Source organism: Pseudomonas sp. P1_F7 (genome assembly GCF_056405655.1).
In genome coordinates, this window is the sequence record NZ_JBFUBR010000010.1 from 156366 (window position 1) to 173391 (window position 17026).

13 protein-coding genes and 2 pseudogenes are annotated in these 17026 nt (G+C 62.1%); 14 read left to right on the plus strand and 1 reads right to left on the minus strand.

The genetic code is table 11. The features are described 5' to 3' along the window. Nucleotides 1–4: 4 nt before the first annotated feature. The 8 genes and pseudogenes from AC1D1M_RS16165 to AC1D1M_RS16200 form a co-directional block, all read left to right on the plus strand. A complete protein-coding gene (locus AC1D1M_RS16165; RefSeq protein WP_007979208.1) occupies nucleotides 5–853 on the plus strand; it encodes a TauD/TfdA dioxygenase family protein in 849 nt (282 codons plus the stop codon). 103 nt (nucleotides 854–956) lie between these two features. Then, the gene (locus AC1D1M_RS16170; protein WP_477776420.1) at nucleotides 957–2009 is read left to right on the plus strand and encodes a beta-keto acid cleavage family enzyme; all 1053 of its coding nucleotides are present in this window, start codon (nucleotides 957–959) and stop codon (nucleotides 2007–2009) included. A gap of 92 nt (nucleotides 2010–2101) precedes the next feature. After that, a complete protein-coding gene (locus tag AC1D1M_RS16175) occupies nucleotides 2102–3433 on the plus strand; it encodes an MFS transporter (protein ID WP_477776421.1) in 1332 nt (443 codons plus the stop codon). Next, complete coding sequence (locus AC1D1M_RS16180; RefSeq protein ID WP_477776422.1) at nucleotides 3430–4092, plus strand: DsbA family oxidoreductase; 663 nt, start codon at nucleotides 3430–3432, stop codon at nucleotides 4090–4092. The genes AC1D1M_RS16175 and AC1D1M_RS16180 overlap by 4 nt, the downstream gene beginning before the upstream one ends. After that, complete coding sequence (locus AC1D1M_RS16185) at nucleotides 4089–4415, plus strand: Rieske (2Fe-2S) protein (protein ID WP_477776423.1); 327 nt, start codon at nucleotides 4089–4091, stop codon at nucleotides 4413–4415. The genes AC1D1M_RS16180 and AC1D1M_RS16185 overlap by 4 nt, the downstream gene beginning before the upstream one ends. Then, a complete protein-coding gene (locus AC1D1M_RS16190) occupies nucleotides 4412–5422 on the plus strand; it encodes a putative sulfate exporter family transporter (protein WP_115948042.1) in 1011 nt (336 codons plus the stop codon). Before AC1D1M_RS16185 ends, AC1D1M_RS16190 begins: the two co-directional genes overlap by 4 nt. A gap of 47 nt (nucleotides 5423–5469) precedes the next feature. After that, nucleotides 5470–5595, plus strand: a pseudogene (locus tag AC1D1M_RS16195) (putative sulfate exporter family transporter); the annotation flags it as partial. 137 nt (nucleotides 5596–5732) lie between these two features. Further along, nucleotides 5733–5855 (plus strand): annotated as a pseudogene (locus AC1D1M_RS16200) (putative sulfate exporter family transporter); the annotation flags it as partial. 139 nt (nucleotides 5856–5994) lie between these two features. On the opposite strand, the gene AC1D1M_RS16205 reads toward AC1D1M_RS16200, so the two are convergent. After that, nucleotides 5995–7029: an AraC family transcriptional regulator gene (locus AC1D1M_RS16205; RefSeq protein ID WP_477776424.1), complete on the minus strand. Its 1035-nt coding sequence runs from the start codon at nucleotides 7027–7029 to the stop codon at nucleotides 5995–5997. A 354-nt stretch (nucleotides 7030–7383) separates the two neighbouring features. Between AC1D1M_RS16205 and AC1D1M_RS16210 the strand changes: the two genes are divergently transcribed. From AC1D1M_RS16210 to AC1D1M_RS16235, 6 genes are all read left to right on the plus strand, one after another. Then, a complete protein-coding gene (locus tag AC1D1M_RS16210) occupies nucleotides 7384–7950 on the plus strand; it encodes an RBBP9/YdeN family alpha/beta hydrolase (protein WP_477776425.1) in 567 nt (188 codons plus the stop codon). Between the two features lie 124 nt (nucleotides 7951–8074). Beyond that, entirely contained in the window at nucleotides 8075–10078 is a 2004-nt protein-coding gene (locus tag AC1D1M_RS16215) for a DUF1302 domain-containing protein (protein WP_477776426.1), read from the plus strand. Nucleotides 10079–10119: 41 nt separating this feature from the next. Next, nucleotides 10120–11478: a DUF1329 domain-containing protein gene (locus AC1D1M_RS16220; protein WP_477776427.1), complete on the plus strand. Its 1359-nt coding sequence runs from the start codon at nucleotides 10120–10122 to the stop codon at nucleotides 11476–11478. A gap of 125 nt (nucleotides 11479–11603) precedes the next feature. Then, nucleotides 11604–12695: a WD40/YVTN/BNR-like repeat-containing protein gene (locus AC1D1M_RS16225; protein ID WP_477776428.1), complete on the plus strand. Its 1092-nt coding sequence runs from the start codon at nucleotides 11604–11606 to the stop codon at nucleotides 12693–12695. Between the two features lie 16 nt (nucleotides 12696–12711). Further along, nucleotides 12712–15231, plus strand: a complete 2520-nt coding sequence (locus AC1D1M_RS16230) for an efflux RND transporter permease subunit (RefSeq protein ID WP_477776429.1) — start codon at nucleotides 12712–12714, stop codon at nucleotides 15229–15231. Nucleotides 15232–15237: 6 nt separating this feature from the next. Then, nucleotides 15238–17016, plus strand: coding sequence for an acyl-CoA dehydrogenase C-terminal domain-containing protein (locus AC1D1M_RS16235; protein ID WP_477776430.1), 1779 nt, complete (start codon nucleotides 15238–15240; stop codon nucleotides 17014–17016). Nucleotides 17017–17026: the final 10 nt, after the last annotated feature.

Sequence of the window (17026 nt, forward strand, 5' to 3'; positions counted from 1 at the left end):
AGCCATGAAAGTCGAACAATTGACCTGCAGCATTGGCGCCGAACTGATCGGCGTCAACCTGGCCGACGCGGTGCATGACGACGGTCTGTTTGCCGAGATTCGTGCCCAGTTGCTCAAGCACCGCGTGGTGTTCCTGCGTGATCAGGACATCACCCGCGCCGAGCACGTGGCCTTCGCCCGACGCTTCGGCGAGCTGGAAGATCATCCGGTGGCCGGCAGTGATCCGGATCATCCGGGGCTGGTGCGGATCTACAAGAATCCTGACCAGCCGATGGATCGCTACGAAAACGCCTGGCACACCGACGCTACCTGGCGCGAAGCACCGCCAATGGGTTGTGTGTTGCGCTGCGTGGAATGCCCGCCGGTCGGCGGCGACACCATGTGGACCAACATGGTCCAGGCCTATGCGAACTTGCCGGAAGACGTAAAGGTCAAGATCGCCGACCTGCGTGCCCGCCACAGCATCGAAGCGAGCTTCGGTGCCGCCATGCCGATTGAAAAACGCCTGGCGCTCAAGGCGATGTACCCGGACGCCGAACACCCGGTGGTGCGCACCCATCCGGAAACCGGCGAGAAGGTGCTGTTCGTCAACGCCTTCACCACCCACTTCAGCAACTACCACACCCCTGAGCGGGTGCGCTTCGGCCAGGACGCCAACCCCGGCGCCGGCGAGTTGCTGCGTTACCTGATTAGCCAGGCGTACATCCCTGAGTATCAGGTGCGCTGGCGCTGGAAGCCCAACAGCATCGCCATCTGGGACAACCGCAGTACCCAGCACTACGCCGTCATGGATTACCCGCCGTGCCATCGCAAGATGGAGCGCGCCGGGATCATCGGCGACAAGACGTTCTGATCGAACGCCACCTGCATCCGCACTCGCAGCATTCGCACTCGTAAACACGTCTGCCCGGCACGACCCCGGGTGGGCGGGACAATCATAAGAACTGGAGTAGATCATGCAATTCTTCGACGATTCCCTGCACCCGGAAAACATGGAAAAGGTGGTCATCACCGTGGCCCCGTACGGCCCGGAGTGGATGCCTGAGGACTTCCCGGAAGACATCCCGCTGACTATGGACGAGCAAGTCCAGAAAGCGGTCGATTGCTATGAAGCCGGCGCCACCGTGCTGCACCTGCATGTGCGTGAGCTGGACGGCAAGGGGTCCAAGCGTCTGTCGAAGTTCAACGAGTTGATCGCCGGTGTGCGTGAAGCCGTGCCAGACATGATCATCCAGGTCGGCGGCTCGATTTCCTTCGCTCCGGAAAGCGATGGCGAAGCGGCCAAGTGGCTGTCCGATGACACCCGCCACATGCTGGCCGAACTGACGCCGAAACCGGATCAGGTCACGGTGGCGATCAACACCACTCAGATGAACATCATGGAGCTGCTGTATCCGGAATACCTGGAAGGCACCTCCCTGGCCAACCCGATGATCCAGGCGGCCTACAGCGAAATGACCGTACCGGCAGGTCCGGCCTGGGTTGCCGAGCACCTCAAGCGCCTGATGGACAACGGCATCCAGCCGCACTTCCAGCTGACCGGCATGCATGCCATGGAAACCCTCGAGCGCCTGGTGCGCAGGGGTATCTATAAAGGCCCACTGAACCTGACCTGGATCGGCATCGGTGGCGGCTTCGATGGCCCGAACCCGTTCAACTTCTTCAACTTCATTCACCGCGCACCGGACGGCTGCACCCTGACCTCCGAATCGCTGCTCAAGAATGTAATGCCGTTCAACACCATGTCGATGGCCATGGGCATGCACCCGCGCGTGGGCAATGAAGACACTATCATTGACCACAAGGGCGATCGTTTCAGCTCGGTTGCGCAGATCCAGCAAACCGTGCGCATTGCCCATGAACTGGGCCGTGAAATCGCCACCGGCAAAGAAGCCCGCGAGATTTACCGCATCGGCGTGCAGTACGAAACCATCGAAGAAACCCTGTTGGCCAACGGCATGGCCCCCAACCGCAAGGCTGGGCAGAAAGGTGTGCCGCAACGCGGCTGACCGAGGGTCGGGGCGAGAGGCCGTGACCTCTCGTCCGTCTGACCGTTACACGCTTGATAACAAAAATAAAACGAAGCTCTTGAGGAGGCTGCATGGCCTTTCACCCAATAGCCGCTGACGATGACGACTCCAGCGGAGTCGGCGTTGCGCGCCAATATGCCTGGATCGTCTTTGCCTTGACGTTCGGCCTGTTGATTTCCGATTACATGTCGCGTCAGGTGCTGAACGCGGTATTCCCGCTGCTCAAGACTGAGTGGGCGTTGAGCGACGGACAGCTGGGTCTGCTCAGTGGCATCGTTGCCCTGATGGTCGGCCTGCTGACGTTTCCCCTGTCGTTGATGGCCGACCGTTTCGGCCGGGTCAAGAGCCTGGCACTGATGGCTTTCCTGTGGAGCGTGGCGACCCTGGGTTGCGCGTTGGCTCAGGACTACCAGCAGATGTTCATTGCGCGATTCATGGTCGGCGTCGGCGAAGCCGCCTACGGCAGCGTGGGCATAGCGGTCGTGATTTCGGTGTTCCCCAAACACATGCGCGCCACCCTGGCCAGTGCCTTCATGGCTGGCGGCATGTTCGGTTCGGTGTTGGGCATGGCTTTGGGCGGTGCGATTGCCGCCAAGCTGGGCTGGCGCTGGTCGTTTGCCGGCATGTCGCTGTTTGGCCTGTTTCTGGCGGTGCTCTATCCGCTCATCGTCAAGGAAGCGCGCATTGCGCCACAACGTGCCGCGCAGATTGCGAACAAGACGGCTGCCGCGGTCAAGCGTCCGCTGCGCACGCTGTGGTCCAGCCGTTCGGTGGTAGCGACCTACGTCGCCAGCGGCTTGCAGTTGTTTGTCGGCGGTACGGTGATGGTGTGGATTCCCAGCTACCTCAACCGCTACTACGACATGCCCACCGACAAGGCCGGTGGCATGGCGGCGATCATCGTGTTGTGCAGCGGCGCGGGGATGATTCTGTGCGGCATGCTCAGCGATCGGCTGTGTCGGAACTCGCCGGAGCGCAAGGTCAGCCTGGCCATTGGTTTTTGCCTGGGCAGTTGCCTGTTACTGTCGGCAGCGTTCGCATTGTCGGCAGGGCCTGTGCAACTGGCGCTGATCTGTCTGGGCATGGCGATTGCCACCGGCACTACCGGCCCCGCCGGTGCGATGGTTGCCAACCTGACCCATTACTCCGTCCACGGTACGGCGTTCGCCACGCTGACCCTGGCCAATAACCTGCTGGGGCTGGCACCCGGGCCGTTCCTGACTGGCCGTGTGTCCGACCTCATCGGCCTGCATGCCGCTTTCCAATTAGTGCCACTGGTCAGCCTCGCGGCGGCAGCGGTGTTCTTCTATGCCAAGTGTCATTACCACAGAGATATCGCCCGGCTTGAGGGTCAGAGCGTGCCTGAGCCCTTCAGTGCAGCCGGGATAGAGGTGAAGTTGTGAGTCGTCGTTTACGTATTGATGTGTTTTTCGATTTTATCTGCCCCTGGTGCCTGATCGGCAAACGCCAACTGGAGCATGCGCAGGTGCAGTTTCGCAGTCGCCACCCGGATGTGCAGATCACCACGGCGTGGCACGGGGTGCAGTTGCTGCCTCAGATACCGGTACAAGGTGAACCCTTCGCCGATTTCTACCGCAAGCGCCTGGGCAATGCCGATGCTGTGGCCATGCGCCAGGCCCAGGTCCAGCAGGCGGCTTCGGCCGTCGGGCTGGCCATCGAATTGAGCCGCATCGCGACGATGCCCAACACCGCCGACGCCCATCGTTTGCTCGAGCGTGCCAGCACGCTGGGCAATGCTGTCCAGCGTGACGTCTTGCTCGAGCGCCTGTTCGCCGCCTACTTCCAGAAGGGTGAAGACCTCGGCTGCCGTGAGACCTTGCTCGCCATTGCCCGCTCCTGCGGCTTTGATGCAGAGGCCATGGTCGATTGCCTGACGGGGGACGCCACACCGTTTGAAGGCTTGCCCGGGGCGAGCAGTGGCGTGCCGAGCTTTCAGTTCGACCGCCGCATGACGGTCGTGGGCGCGCAACCTGCCGAGGCATTGCTCGGGGCGATGAGCCAGGCACTGAAAGAAAGTGATCGCGAGCGGCAGCCAGCATGACGCGGCGCATTCCCGTGCCGGCCGGCAAACACCCGCAGGCCGGTGGCCGGGCGCTGTTCGAATTCGAAGACAAAAGCCTGGCGTTGTTCAACGTCGACGGGCAGCTGTTTGCCATCGACGACAGCTGCCCGCACCAAGGCGCCTCGTTGTGTGGCGGACGTCTTGAAGGGCGGGTTATTCAATGCTGCGCCCATGGCCTGCGCTTCGATTTGCGCAGTGGCTACATGCTCAATTCCACCCAGGTCAAAGTCACCAACTACCCGGTCGAGAACATCGACGGCCAGGCGTTTATCGTCATCGCATCCGAGGAGGCCGCGCCATGAGCGCCATTGCTCTCACCCGTATCCACAGTCGCACGCGCGAACTGGCACCGGGATTTATCGTCAGTCTGATCGTGGCAGCCGCCGCGTCGTTCTTGTCCGAGCACTACGGTGCGCCGGTCATGCTGTTTGCCTTGCTGCTGGGCATGGCCCTGAATTTTCTCGCCGATGACGGCCCGTGCAAGGCCGGCATCGAGTTCACCGCCCGCACGGTGCTGCGTATTGGCGTGGCGCTGCTGGGCATGCGCATCACCCTGGAGCAAATGGCGGCGCTGGGCTGGAAGCCGATAGCCCTGGTGGTGATCCTGGTGGTGGTGACCATCAGCGTGTCTGTGATCGCCGCCAAGGCCCTGGGTTTCCAGCGCCTGTTCGGCATGCTCACCGGCGGCGCGACGGCCATCTGCGGCGCCTCGGCGGCCCTGGCACTGGCAGCGGCGCTGCCGAACCATCCACAGAAAGAGCGGGCGACACTGTTCACGGTCATTGGCGTGTCGGCGCTGTCGACGCTGGCGATGATTGTCTATCCGATGATCGCCAACTGGCTGGAGTTGTCGCCGCAGGTGGCAGGCGTATTCCTCGGCGCCACGATCCACGACGTGGCCCAAGTGGTCGGTGCCGGCTACAGCATGTCGACCGAGACCGGCGACACGGCCACGGTGGTCAAGCTGATGCGCGTTGCGATGCTGCTGCCAGTGATCGTCACTGCGGCGATGATCACCCGCATGCAAGGCGCCGACCCGACCGGCAAACGGCCGCCGCTGTTGCCGTGGTTCGCCGTCGGCTTTCTGATTCTGGCCTGCATCAACAGCACCGGATGGATAGCGCCTGCGGTGCAAGGATCGGTCAACGAACTGTCGCGCTGGTGCCTGGTGATTTCCATCAGTGCCCTGGGCATGAAGACCCGGCTCAAGGAGCTGGCGGCGGTCGGGATCAAGCCGATTCTGCTGATGGTCGGGGAGACGGTGTTCCTGGTCGTGCTGGTGCTGTTGTTGCTGCGCTGGGGGCTCTAAACGGCAGGTTGATACAAAACCTGTGGGATAGTGTTCCAACTTCGCGCATTCTGGGAATGAAGACCYGGCTCAAGGAGCTGGCGGCGGTCGGGATCAAGCCGATTCTGCTGATGGTCGGGGAGACGGTGTTCCTCGTCGTGCTGGTGCTGCTGTTGCTGCGCTGGGGGCTCTAAACGGCAGGTTGATACAAAACCTGTGGGAGCGAGCTTGCTCGCGATWGCGGTTTCACATTCAACACTCATGGCGGCTGACACACCGCCATCGCGAGCAAGCTCGCTCCCACAGGGATAGTGTTCCAACTTCGCGCATTCTGGGWATGAAGACCYGGCTCAAGGAGCTGGCGGCGGTCGGGATCAAGCCGATTCTGCTGATGGTCGGGGAGACGGTGTTCCTGGTCGTGCTGGTGCTGTTGTTGCTGCGCTGGGGGCTCTGAGCGCGTCACCACTCGTTCGTTTTATGGCAGGGCCGCACGGCGTTGACTCCTCATGCCGTGGGGCTCCAGACCGGTGCTACAAACACCGGTCTTTCGCGGCGACTGTACCAGCAGTCGCCGTTTTTTTTGCACTGTCGATTCAGAGTTCTTTAGGACCCGTGAGGGGTTTGGCAGTGGTTTGTTTTTGTGCCCGCCAACTAGCCGGCGGCATGCCGAACTGGCTGATGAACCAGCGGGTAAACGAACTCGCCATCGAGTAGCCGAGCATGTCGGCAATGCGGCTGAGGGAGTAGTTCGGGTTGTCCAGGTAACGCAGCACCAGGTCGCGGCGCACGTCGTTGATCACGTCGTTGAAGGCGCAGCCGTCGTCCTTGAGGCGGCGTTGCAGGGTGCGCACGTTCATGCCCTGGCTCTGGGCGACCTGTTCGATGGTGGCGCGCCCCATGGGCAGCAGCAGGTAGATGGCCTTGCGTACCTCAAACAGCATCGACGCGCCTTCGTGGTTCTGCAGCGAGTCGAGGTAGCTCTGGGCGTAGCGGGCCATGGCCGGGTCGGCGTTGGGGTTGGTCATGTCGAGGCTGACGTCAGGGCAGACGATGCCGTTGAACTCGCTGCCGAACTCCAGGTTGCAGCCGAACAGCCGGCGATGCAGGTGCAGGTTGTCCGGTGGCTGGTGCATGAAGTTGACGCTGTAGGGGTGCCAGTGCGAGCCGAGCAGGGCCGAGCACAACCGGAACATCACGCCGATGGCCAGCTCCGTGGCCTGGCGGCTGGGCATCGGTGTTTCGGTGACCACCTCTTCGCGAATGATCACCATCTTGCCGGCCTCTTCGATGAAGATCGCCAGCGAGTCATTCATCAGGTGTCGGTAATCCACCACGACCTGCAAGGCATCGCGCAGGGTGCGCTGGTGGCTGAGCAGCAGGCTGACCACGCCGAAGTCCGAGAGCTGGCGCGACTCGGCCATGCTCAGGCCGAAAGTCTGGCAACCGCTGGCGGTGGCCGAATCTTCCAGCAAGCGGACGGCGGCATCGATCTGGATACGGTGTTCAGGGGCTTGCAGTTGGGCCCTGCTCAAGCCGACAGCGGCCAGCACGTCGCGCGGGTTGAAACCCAGGTACTGGGTGACCTCCAGGTAGTTGGTCAAGACGGCGGCGCGAACAAGCTTGGTCATGCAAAGTCTTCCCTGGGCCGATGGCGATTGGCGTGAGCGTGGCGACTATATCCAGCGTATCAACAGTTGAACAGTTGTCATGTCGTTGATGGTTTTCATGCTGTCCGGTCACGAATCTCTGCGTTGGTTGAAGCAATCGTCCCTCATCCGTTGATTACAGTGACCTTGCGCCAACCTGCGGGATTTTTCGACCAGTGGTCGCGGTGTGAAAGTGTCCGACAATTTGTCATCAAAAGAAAAGTGCATGACGTCCAATGTAAAGCGCTTCGGGTGGGCGCTCTTTAATGTCGACTCTACAAAAAGCCCCTGGCGAAAACAGCCAGTCGAGTTATCGAGAAAGCGAAGGTGTTGACCGTGGATAAACTGCAAACTGCCGCCACCATTCTGATCGTTCCGGGTCTGCGCGAGCACGTGGCCGAACATTGGCAAACATTGCTTGCAGCCAGGCTGAGCAACGTGCGCAGTGTCCCGCCGCTGGAGACCGACAAGCTCGACTGCATGGCCCGTGTGCGGGCGATTCAACACGAACTCGAACAAATCGACGGCCCCGTGATTCTGGTGGCCCACAGCGCCGGCGTGCTGATGGTCGCGCACTGGGCTGCGCATTACAGCCGTCCGATCAAGGGCGCTTTGCTGGCTGCGCCACCGGACCTCGATGCGGTCTGGCCGGCAAACTATCCTTCTTCTGAAACCCTGCGTAGCCAGGGCTGGAATCCTCTGCCCCAAGGCCCGCTGCCATTTCGCAGTATCGTGGCCGGCAGCACCAACGATCACCTTGCCAGTCTTCCTGCGGTCACCCGCATGGCAGAAGGCTGGGGTGCCGAATTGCTCAATCTGGGCGATGTCGGCCATCTCAATCCGGCCGCAGGATTTGGCCACTGGCAGCAAGCCGAAGCACTCATCCTGGAGCTGGACCGCTAGTACAAGGAGCTGGACTGGCAGTACGCCAACCGGCATTTGCCCTCATTCCTTAAACGCAAACCCATTGATGTTTGCGCGAGGGCGGCTGCGCTTAAAACAAATACAAAAAGGCGGAGACAACGCAATGCACAACAATAAGAGTCACGGCTTCACCGTAGCGCGCTACACCTTGCTGGCCTCGGCCATTCTGGCCGTCATCGCGCCGGCGGCTCATGGGGTCGAGATCGATCTGGGTAACCCGGACTGGACCGCGCGTCTGGATAACACCGTGAAGTACAACTACGGCGTGCGCACCGAAAGCGCCGACAAACGCATGTTGGCAACGCCGAACAACAACGACGGCGACTACAACTTCCGCAAGGCCGGCACCAACATCACCAATCGTATCGACCTGTTGACCGAAATGGATGTGGTCTACAAGAACGCCATGGGCTTTCGCGTCAGCGCCGCCAGCTGGTACGACAAGGCCTACGACAACACCGGCTCCAATTCCAACCCGTTCGTCAACGGCAACGATGCGCGTTCGGGCCTGATCGCCAACGACCCGCGCCTGGCCGGGGTCACCCATGACAACGTCGGCAACGGCAGCCCGCACCTGAGCAACTATGCCCAGCGCTACTACAGCGGTCCTTCGGGCGAAATCCTCGATGCCTTCGTGTTCTACAGCACCGAAGTGGGCGAGGAGTCGATGTTCAGCGTCAAGGCCGGTCAGCACAACGTGTTCTGGGGCGAGACCATTCTCAACCCGGTGCACTCGGTCAGCTACGGCCAGTCCGGCCTCGACCTGGCCAAGCTGGCCGCGTCGCCGGGCACTGAAGCCAAGGAGCTGTTCGTTCCGCGTAACCAGTTGTCGATGTCGTTTACCGTCAATCCCGAGCTGACCGTGGGTGCCCAGTACTTCCTCGATTGGGACGCCGCGCGTCTGCCGGAAGCCGGTACCTACTACGGTGGTTCCGATCTGATCGGCTATGGTGCGCAATCGTTCCTGCTCGGCAACACCAACGCCGTGGTGCCTGGCAGTCCGCTGGGTTGTGGCCTGGCGCCGTGCAACGCGTTGACCAACGTGCGTCGCGGACATGACCTGACACCGGGCAGCAGCGGCGACTGGGGCGTCATGGCCAAGTGGTCACCGGCCTGGCTGGATGGCACCCTCGGCGTTTACTACCGCGAAACCTCGGAAATCCTGCCGCAAGCCTTTCTGGACGCCAGGGGCATTACCTCGGCCAACCCGAACGGCACCCGTCCGGCGGGGCAAGTGCCTGCGGTGATCAACACCCTCAATTCGCTGGACACCGCCACCTATCAACTGGCCTATGCCGACAACATCAAGATCCTTGGCCTGAGCTTGTCCAAGGACGTGGGTGGAGTGAGCGTGGGTTCGGACCTGAACATCCGTCACAACATGCCGCTGGCCAGTATCCCGGCGATCGTCAGTACCCGCAGCCCGCTGGGCCTGGGTCAAGGGCTTGGTCTGCTGCCGGCACGTACGGACGCCACCGGCGTGGTCTACGACACCCCGAGCCGCGGCGACAGCATGAGCGCCACCGGCGACACCTTGCACTGGACGCTCAACGGTCTGATGACCCTGCCGAAAACGCCGGTGTTCGATCAGGCCACTGTGCTTGCCGAGCTGTACTACAGCAACCTGCTCAAGCTCGATAGCAAGAACGAAGCGCTCTACAAGGGCAAGGGCAGCTATCGCGGCATCGACGCGCCGACCCGTGACAACTGGGGTATCGCGGTCAACTTCACTCCGACCTGGTACCAGGTGTTTCCCGGTGTCGACCTCAACGCGCCGATGTCGGTCAACGTCGGTCTCGCCGGCGTGTCGCCGGTCTCCGGCGGCGGTGCCAAGGACACCGGCAACTATGCCGTGGGCGTCGGTGCCGTTGTGTACAACAAATACTTTGTCGACCTGAAATACGTGGACTCCTTTGGCCAAACCGACAAGTGCAACACCAGCGGTGTGAGTACCGGCCCAACCGGCGGTGACGGCTCAACCCCGAACGCCTTTAGCGGCAACGAAAACTACGCCTGCTTCGCCGGCGGCTACTCGTCCTTCTCCGGAGGTGGTGCCACGACTGAGGACCGTGGCGCCGTGTACCTGACGATGAAAACAACATTCTGATTCACCACTGATTTGCTCAATGCAAGCAGGAGAATAACAAGATGAAATTTGTAAAAACCGTGTTGGCCGCTTCGCTGGCCATGGTCTTCGCCGCTCAGGCACAGGCTGCTGTTTCACCTCAGGAAGCTGCCAAGCTCGGCACCAGCCTGACACAGGTAGGGGCTGAAAAAGCCGGGAACGCTGATGGTTCCATTCCTGCCTACAACGGTGGCTTGACCACTGCGCCGGCCAGCTTCAAAGCCGGCGACAGCATGCGCCCGGATCCGTTTGCCAGTGAAAAGCCGGTACTGGTGATCGACGGCAAGAACGTCGATCAATACAAGGGCCTGCTCACGGCGACCACGGTAGAACTGGCCAAACGTTTCCCGACGTTCCGTGTCGACGTGTTCCCGACGCACCGCACCGTGTCGCTGCCTCAAGCGATTCTGGATAACGGCGTGAAGAACGCCAGCGGCGCCAAGTCCCTGGAAGGTGGCCTGGCCATCGACAACGTGCTGCCGGGCATTCCATTCCCGATTCCGCAGTCGGGCAACGAAGCGATGTGGAACTTCCTGTTGCGCTACCAAGGCGTCAGCATCAGCTCCAAGTACGACTCGTGGAACGTCGACTCCGCCGGTGTGCCAAGCCTGGCGACCACCGGGCAAGCGAACATCTCCTACCCGATCTATGAAAACCTCTCGCAGCCGATCAGCAGCGCCGACGTGTACTACCAGATGAAGCTGGCGTACACCGGCCCTGCGCGCCGCGCCGGTGAGGCGATCATGCTCAAGGACGCCGCCAACCCGTTGCAGCAACCGCGTCGCGCCTGGCAGTACTTGCCGGGGCAGCGTCGAGTGAAACTGGCGCCGAGCCTGGCCTACGACACGCCTAACCCGGGTACCGCCGGCGCGGGCACCTACGATGACGTGTTCGTGTTCAACGGTGCGCTGGATCGCTACGACTGGAAACTGGTCGGCAAGCAAGAAATGATCGTGCCTTACAACACCTACAAGCTGACCTACGTGCAGGATCCTAAATCGCTGACCACCGCCAATCACCTGGCACCCGACTTTGTACGCTGGGAAAAACACCGCGTGTGGGTCGTCGAAGGCAACCTCAAGGCCGGTGCCCGTCACATCTACGCCAAGCGTCGCTTCTACCTCGACGAAGACAGCTGGACCGCTCTGGCCTCGGATCAATATGACGCCCGTGGTCAGCTCTATCGCGGTTCCTTCGCCTTCCTGAGCCAGAGCTATGACAAGCAGGTACCGGACTCCACGCCCTTCATGATCTACGACCTGGTCGGTGGTTCCTACAACATCAACGGCGTTGTCGGCCCGTACGGCGGCATCAAGTACATCGAGCCGCTCTCCAAGGCCCAGTGGTCGTCGGAATCCCTGGCCGGCGCCGGTATTCGCTAAGCCAACCGCAGAAAAGCCCCCGAACGGTCCGCTGCTCACAAGGTAGCGGGACCGAGCGTGCGCCCGGTTTGAACGTCTGGCACACGGATGTGTGCCCCGACGCGGTTTTCCGAAGAGGACGCAGTATGTGTTCGTATAAAAATAATATGTTGCAGCTCGCGTTTGGCGTTGTGCTTTGCCTGTCGCAGGGCATCACCCATGCGGCCGATTACGTCGATGTGCTGGACCTGCCCGCCAGCGTCAGTGCCTTGGCCATCAACAGCCCGTTGTCCGGCATGACCCGCGCCGGTGGGCGCGTGATTACCGTCGGCCAGCGTGGCCATATTCTGTTTTCCGATGATGCCGGCAAGCATTGGCAACAGGCCGCCGTGCCGGCCAGTGCCGACCTCACTGCGGTGAATTTTCCGACCGCCACCCAAGGCTGGGCGGTGGGTAATGACGGCGTGGTGCTGCACAGCAGCGACGCCGGCGCGACCTGGCAAAAGCAGCTCGACGGTCGTCAGATCGGCGCCTTGCTGGTCAAGCATTACACGGCGCTGGCCAGCGCCGAACCGGGCAATGAGCAATGGCCGCTGCTGGTCACCGAGGGCCAGAAGCTAGTCGATCAGGGCGCGGACAAACCGCTGCTCGACGTCTGGTTCGCCAACGACAAAACCGGCTATGTGGTCGGGGTATTCAACCTGATCCTGCGCACCGACGATGGTGGTCTGACCTGGACACCATTCCAGGACCGCACCGACAACCCCCAGGGTTTCCACCTCAACGCCATCGCCTCTACCGGCGACAGTCTGTACATCGCTGGCGAGCAAGGCCTGTTGCTCAAGTGGGATGACCGCGCCCAACGCTTCGCCTCCGTGCCGACGCCTTATCAAGGCAGCTTTTTCGGCGTGCTCGGCAAGCCCGGCGAAGTGCTGGTCTACGGCTTGCGCGGCAATGTGCTGCGCAGCACCGATGGCGGCCAGAGCTGGACTGCGCTGGACACCGGCCTGCACGTCAGCATCACCGCCGGCCTGATCGATGCCCATGGCAACTATCGCTTGTTCACCCAGGGCGGGCAGATGCTGGTCAGCCAAGGGACGGGCGCGCAGTTGCATCTGGTGCGGCAACCGGCACCGACCCCGGTCGCCGGCGCCACCCAGTCCGCCGATGGCGCCTTGGTGCTGGCCGGCAGCCGTGGTGCCCGGACGCTGTCCGCCGATCCAGCCCTAGAACCCTGAGAGCGAGAACCCAGACATGGGCAATATCAAACAAGACGCCATGCCGGTGATCCGCGATCTGCGTGATTTCGACCAGCGCTCCGGCAACCTGCTCGAACGGCTGGTGTTCAACTTCCGCCCGCTGTTCATGCTGCTGATGGCGCTCGCCACCGTGGTGCTGGGCTTCATGGCCGTGACTCGCCTGGAGTTGCGCCCAAGCTTCGAAAAAATGATTCCGCAGAGCCAGCCGTACATCCAGAACTTCCTGGAAAACCGCCAGTCGCTGCGCGGCCTGGGCAACTCGGTGCGCGTCGTGGTCGAGAACACCCAGGGCGATATTTTCGATCCGCAATACCTCGACGTACTCAAGCAGGTCAACGACCAACTGTTCCTCACCGAAGGCGTTGACCGCGCGTGGATGAAGTCGCTGTGGAGCCCGGCGGTGCGCTGGACCGAAGTCACCGAGGACGGTTTCCAGGGTGGCCCGGTGATGCCCGACAGTTATCAGGGCTCGCCCTCCGACATTGAACAGTTGCGCCAGAACATCTCCCGCGCCGGTCTGGTGGGCAGCCTGGTGGCCAGCGACTTCAAGTCGACCATGCTGATCGTGCCGCTGATGGACAAAGCCGCCGCCGGTGGTCAACGCATCAACTACCACGCGTTCTCGCAGATGCTCGAAGAGCAGTTGCGCGACAAGATCGAATACGCCGGCGACAGCGCTGCGCGTAAATCCGGAGTCGAAGGCACCGGTCATTACAAGGTGCGGGTGATCGGCTTCGCCAAACTGATGGGCGACCTGATCGACGGCCTGATCCAGGTGATGATGTTCTTCGGCCTGGCCGTGGTCACTTCGCTGATCATCATCTACGGCTACACCCGTTGCGTGCGCAGCACCCTGCTGGTGGTCGGCTGCTCGCTGATCGCGGTGGTCTGGCAACTGGGTATCGTCGCCTGGCTCGGCTACGCTATCGATCCGTACTCGGTGCTGGTGCCGTTCTTGATCTTCGCCATCGGCGTGTCCCACGCCGCGCAGAAGATGAACGGCATCATGCAGGACATCGCCCGTGGCACCCACAAGCTGATCGCTGCGCGCTACACCTTCCGCCGTCTGTTCATCGCCGGCGTCACCGCGCTGCTGGCCGACGCCGTGGGCTTTGCGGTGCTGATGCTGATCGACATCCCGGTGATCCAGGATCTGGCGATCACCGCCAGTATTGGTGTCGCGGTGCTGATCTTCACCTCGCTGTTGCTGATGCCGGTGGCGCTGTCCTATGTCGGTGTCGGCGCGAAAGCCGCCGAGCGTGCGCTGAAAATCGACAACCGCGCAGAGAAACACAAAGGCTTCGGCAAACTGTGGGACGCGCTCGATCGCTTCACCACGCGTAAGTGGGCCACCGGCGCGGTGGTGGTCGCGGTGTTGATGGGCATCGGCGGTTACATGGTCAGCCTGAACCTGAAGATCGGCGACCTCGACAGCGGGGCGCCGGAGTTGCGCGCCGACTCGCGCTACAACCGCGACAACGCCTACATCACCCAGCATTACGCGCTGTCCAGCGACCTGTTCGCGGTGATGATCAAGACCGCGCCGGAAGGCTGCCTGAACTACAAGACCCTGGTCCTCGCCGACCGCCTGGCCTGGGAGCTGCAACAGTATCCGGGCGTGCAGGCGACCGCATCCTTGGTCAACGCGGTACGCCAGATCACTGCCGGTACTTATGAAGGCAACCCCAAGCTCAACAGCATCCAGCGCAACCAGGACGTGCTCAACTACGCCGCTCAGCAAGCCTCGGTCAACTCCCCGGAGCTGTTCAACACCGACTGTTCGCTGATGCCGGTGATTACTTTCCTCAAGGATCACAAGGCCGAAACCCTGGACGCGGTGGTGGCGATTGCCGACAAGTTCGCCAAGGAAAACAGCACCGAAGATCGCCAGTTCCTGCTCGCCGCCGGTACTGCCGGTATTGAAGCCGCAACCAACATCGTGGTCCGCGAAGCCAACCGCACCATGCTGCTGTATGTGTATGCGGCGGTGACGCTGTTCTGCCTGATCACCTTCCGCAGCTGGCGCGCCACGCTGGTGGCGCTGTTGCCGCTGGTGCTGACTTCGATCCTCTGCGAAGCCTTGATGGTGGCCATGGGCATCGGCGTGAAGGTCGCGACCTTGCCGGTGATCGCCCTCGGCGTGGGCATCGGCGTGGACTACGCCTTGTACCTGCTCAGCGTGCAACTGCACTTCCAGCGCCAGGGCCTGCCGCTGTCCGAGGCCTATCGCAACGCCGTGTCCTTCACAGGCAGAGTGGTCGGGCTGGTTGGCATCACCCTCGCTGCGGGCGTGGTGTGCTGGGTCTGGTCGCCGATCAAGTTCCAGGCCGACATGGGCATCCTGCTGACCTTCATGTTCCTGTGGAACATGCTCGGCGCGCTGATCCTGATTCCGGCCCTGTCCTGGTTCCTGCTGCGCGAACGGGCCCCTCAGCCCGGTTCTGTCGCGGCAACCGAAAACGCTGAATCCACTGAACGTCCCGGCATGCCGCATGCCGTGACCACTTCCGAGTAAGCCAAGATGTCTGATTACAAAGCTCCCCTGCGCGACATGCGCTTCGTACTCAACGAGGTTTTCCAGGTGTCCCGGCTCTGGACGCAATTGCCCGGCCTGGCCGACGTGATCGATGAAGAGACCGCCGCCGCCATCCTCGAAGAGGCCGGCAAGATCAGCGGCGAAGTGATCGCGCCACTGAACCGCGTCAGCGACGAACAGGGCTGCACCTGGAACGACGGCGCGGTCACCGCCCCGGACGGTTTTGCCCAGGCCTATCAAGCCTTCGCCGAAGGCGGTTGGGTGGGTGTCGGCGGTGATCCGCAGTACGGCGGCATGGGCATGCCCAAGGCCATTTCGGCCCAGGTCGAAGAGATGGTCAACTCGGCCAGCCTGTCGTTCGGCCTGTACCCGATGCTGACCGCCGGCGCCTGCCTGTCGATCAAGGCCCACGCCAGCGAAGAACTGAAAGCCACCTATTTGCCGAACATGTACGCCGGCATCTGGACCGGTTCGATGTGCCTGACCGAAGCCCATTCCGGTACCGACCTGGGCCTGATCCGCACCAAGGCCGAACCCCAGGCCGATGGCAGTTACAAGGTCAGCGGCAGCAAGATTTTCATCACCGGTGGCGAGCACGACCTCACCGAAAACATCATCCATCTGGTGCTGGCGCGTCTGCCGGATGCACCGGCCGGGCCGAAAGGCATCTCGCTGTTCCTGGTGCCGAAAGTGCTGGTCAACGCCGACGGATCGCTGGGTGAAAACAACGCGCTGTCCTGCGGCTCCATCGAACACAAGATGGGCATCAAGGCCTCCGCCACTTGCGTGATGAACTTCGACGGCGCCACCGGCTGGATCGTCGACGCACCGAACAAAGGCCTGGCGGCCATGTTCACCATGATGAACTACGAGCGTCTGGGCGTGGGCATCCAGGGCCTGGCCCAAGGCGAGCGTTCGTACCAGAACGCCGTCGCCTACGCCCGTGACCGCCTGCAAAGCCGCGCACCGACCGGCGCGCAGCACAAGGACAAAGCGGCCGACCCGATCATCGTGCACCCGGACGTGCGCCGCATGCTGCTGACCATGAAAGCCTTGAACGAAGGCGGCCGTGCGTTCTCCAGCTACGTGGCCCTGCAACTGGACATCGCCAAGTACAGCGAAGACGCACCGACACGCCAGCGCGCGCAGGATCTGGTATCGCTGCTGACCCCGGTGGCCAAGGCCTTCCTCACCGACATGGGCCTGGAAACCACCATCCACGGCCAGCAGGTCTTCGGCGGCCACGGCTACATCCGTGAGTGGGGCCAGGAGCAACTGGTGCGCGATGTGCGCATCACCCAGATCTACGAAGGCACCAATGGCATCCAGTCGCTGGACCTGGCCGGACGCAAGATCGTCGGCAGCGGCGGGGCGCTCTACCGTTTGTTCGCTTCGGAAATCCGCAACTTCACCGCTAACGCCAGTGCCAACCTCGACGAGTTCACCAAGCCGCTGAATGCCGCGGTGGACACTCTCGACGAGCTGACCGCATGGCTGCTGGACCGGGCACAAAACAACCCGAACGAAATCGGCGCGGCCTCGGTCGAGTACCTGCACGTGTTCGGCTACACCGCGTACGCCTACATGTGGGCACGCATGGCCAAGGCCGTGATGAGCGGCGATGCCGAAGACGATTTCTACACCAGCAAACTGGCCACCGCGCGTTTCTACTTCGCCCGGTTGCTGCCGCGTATCCACTCGTTGAGCGCATCGGCCAAGGCCGGCAGCGACTGCCTCTACGAGCTGCAAGCCGATCAGTTCTGATCGAAAGGAC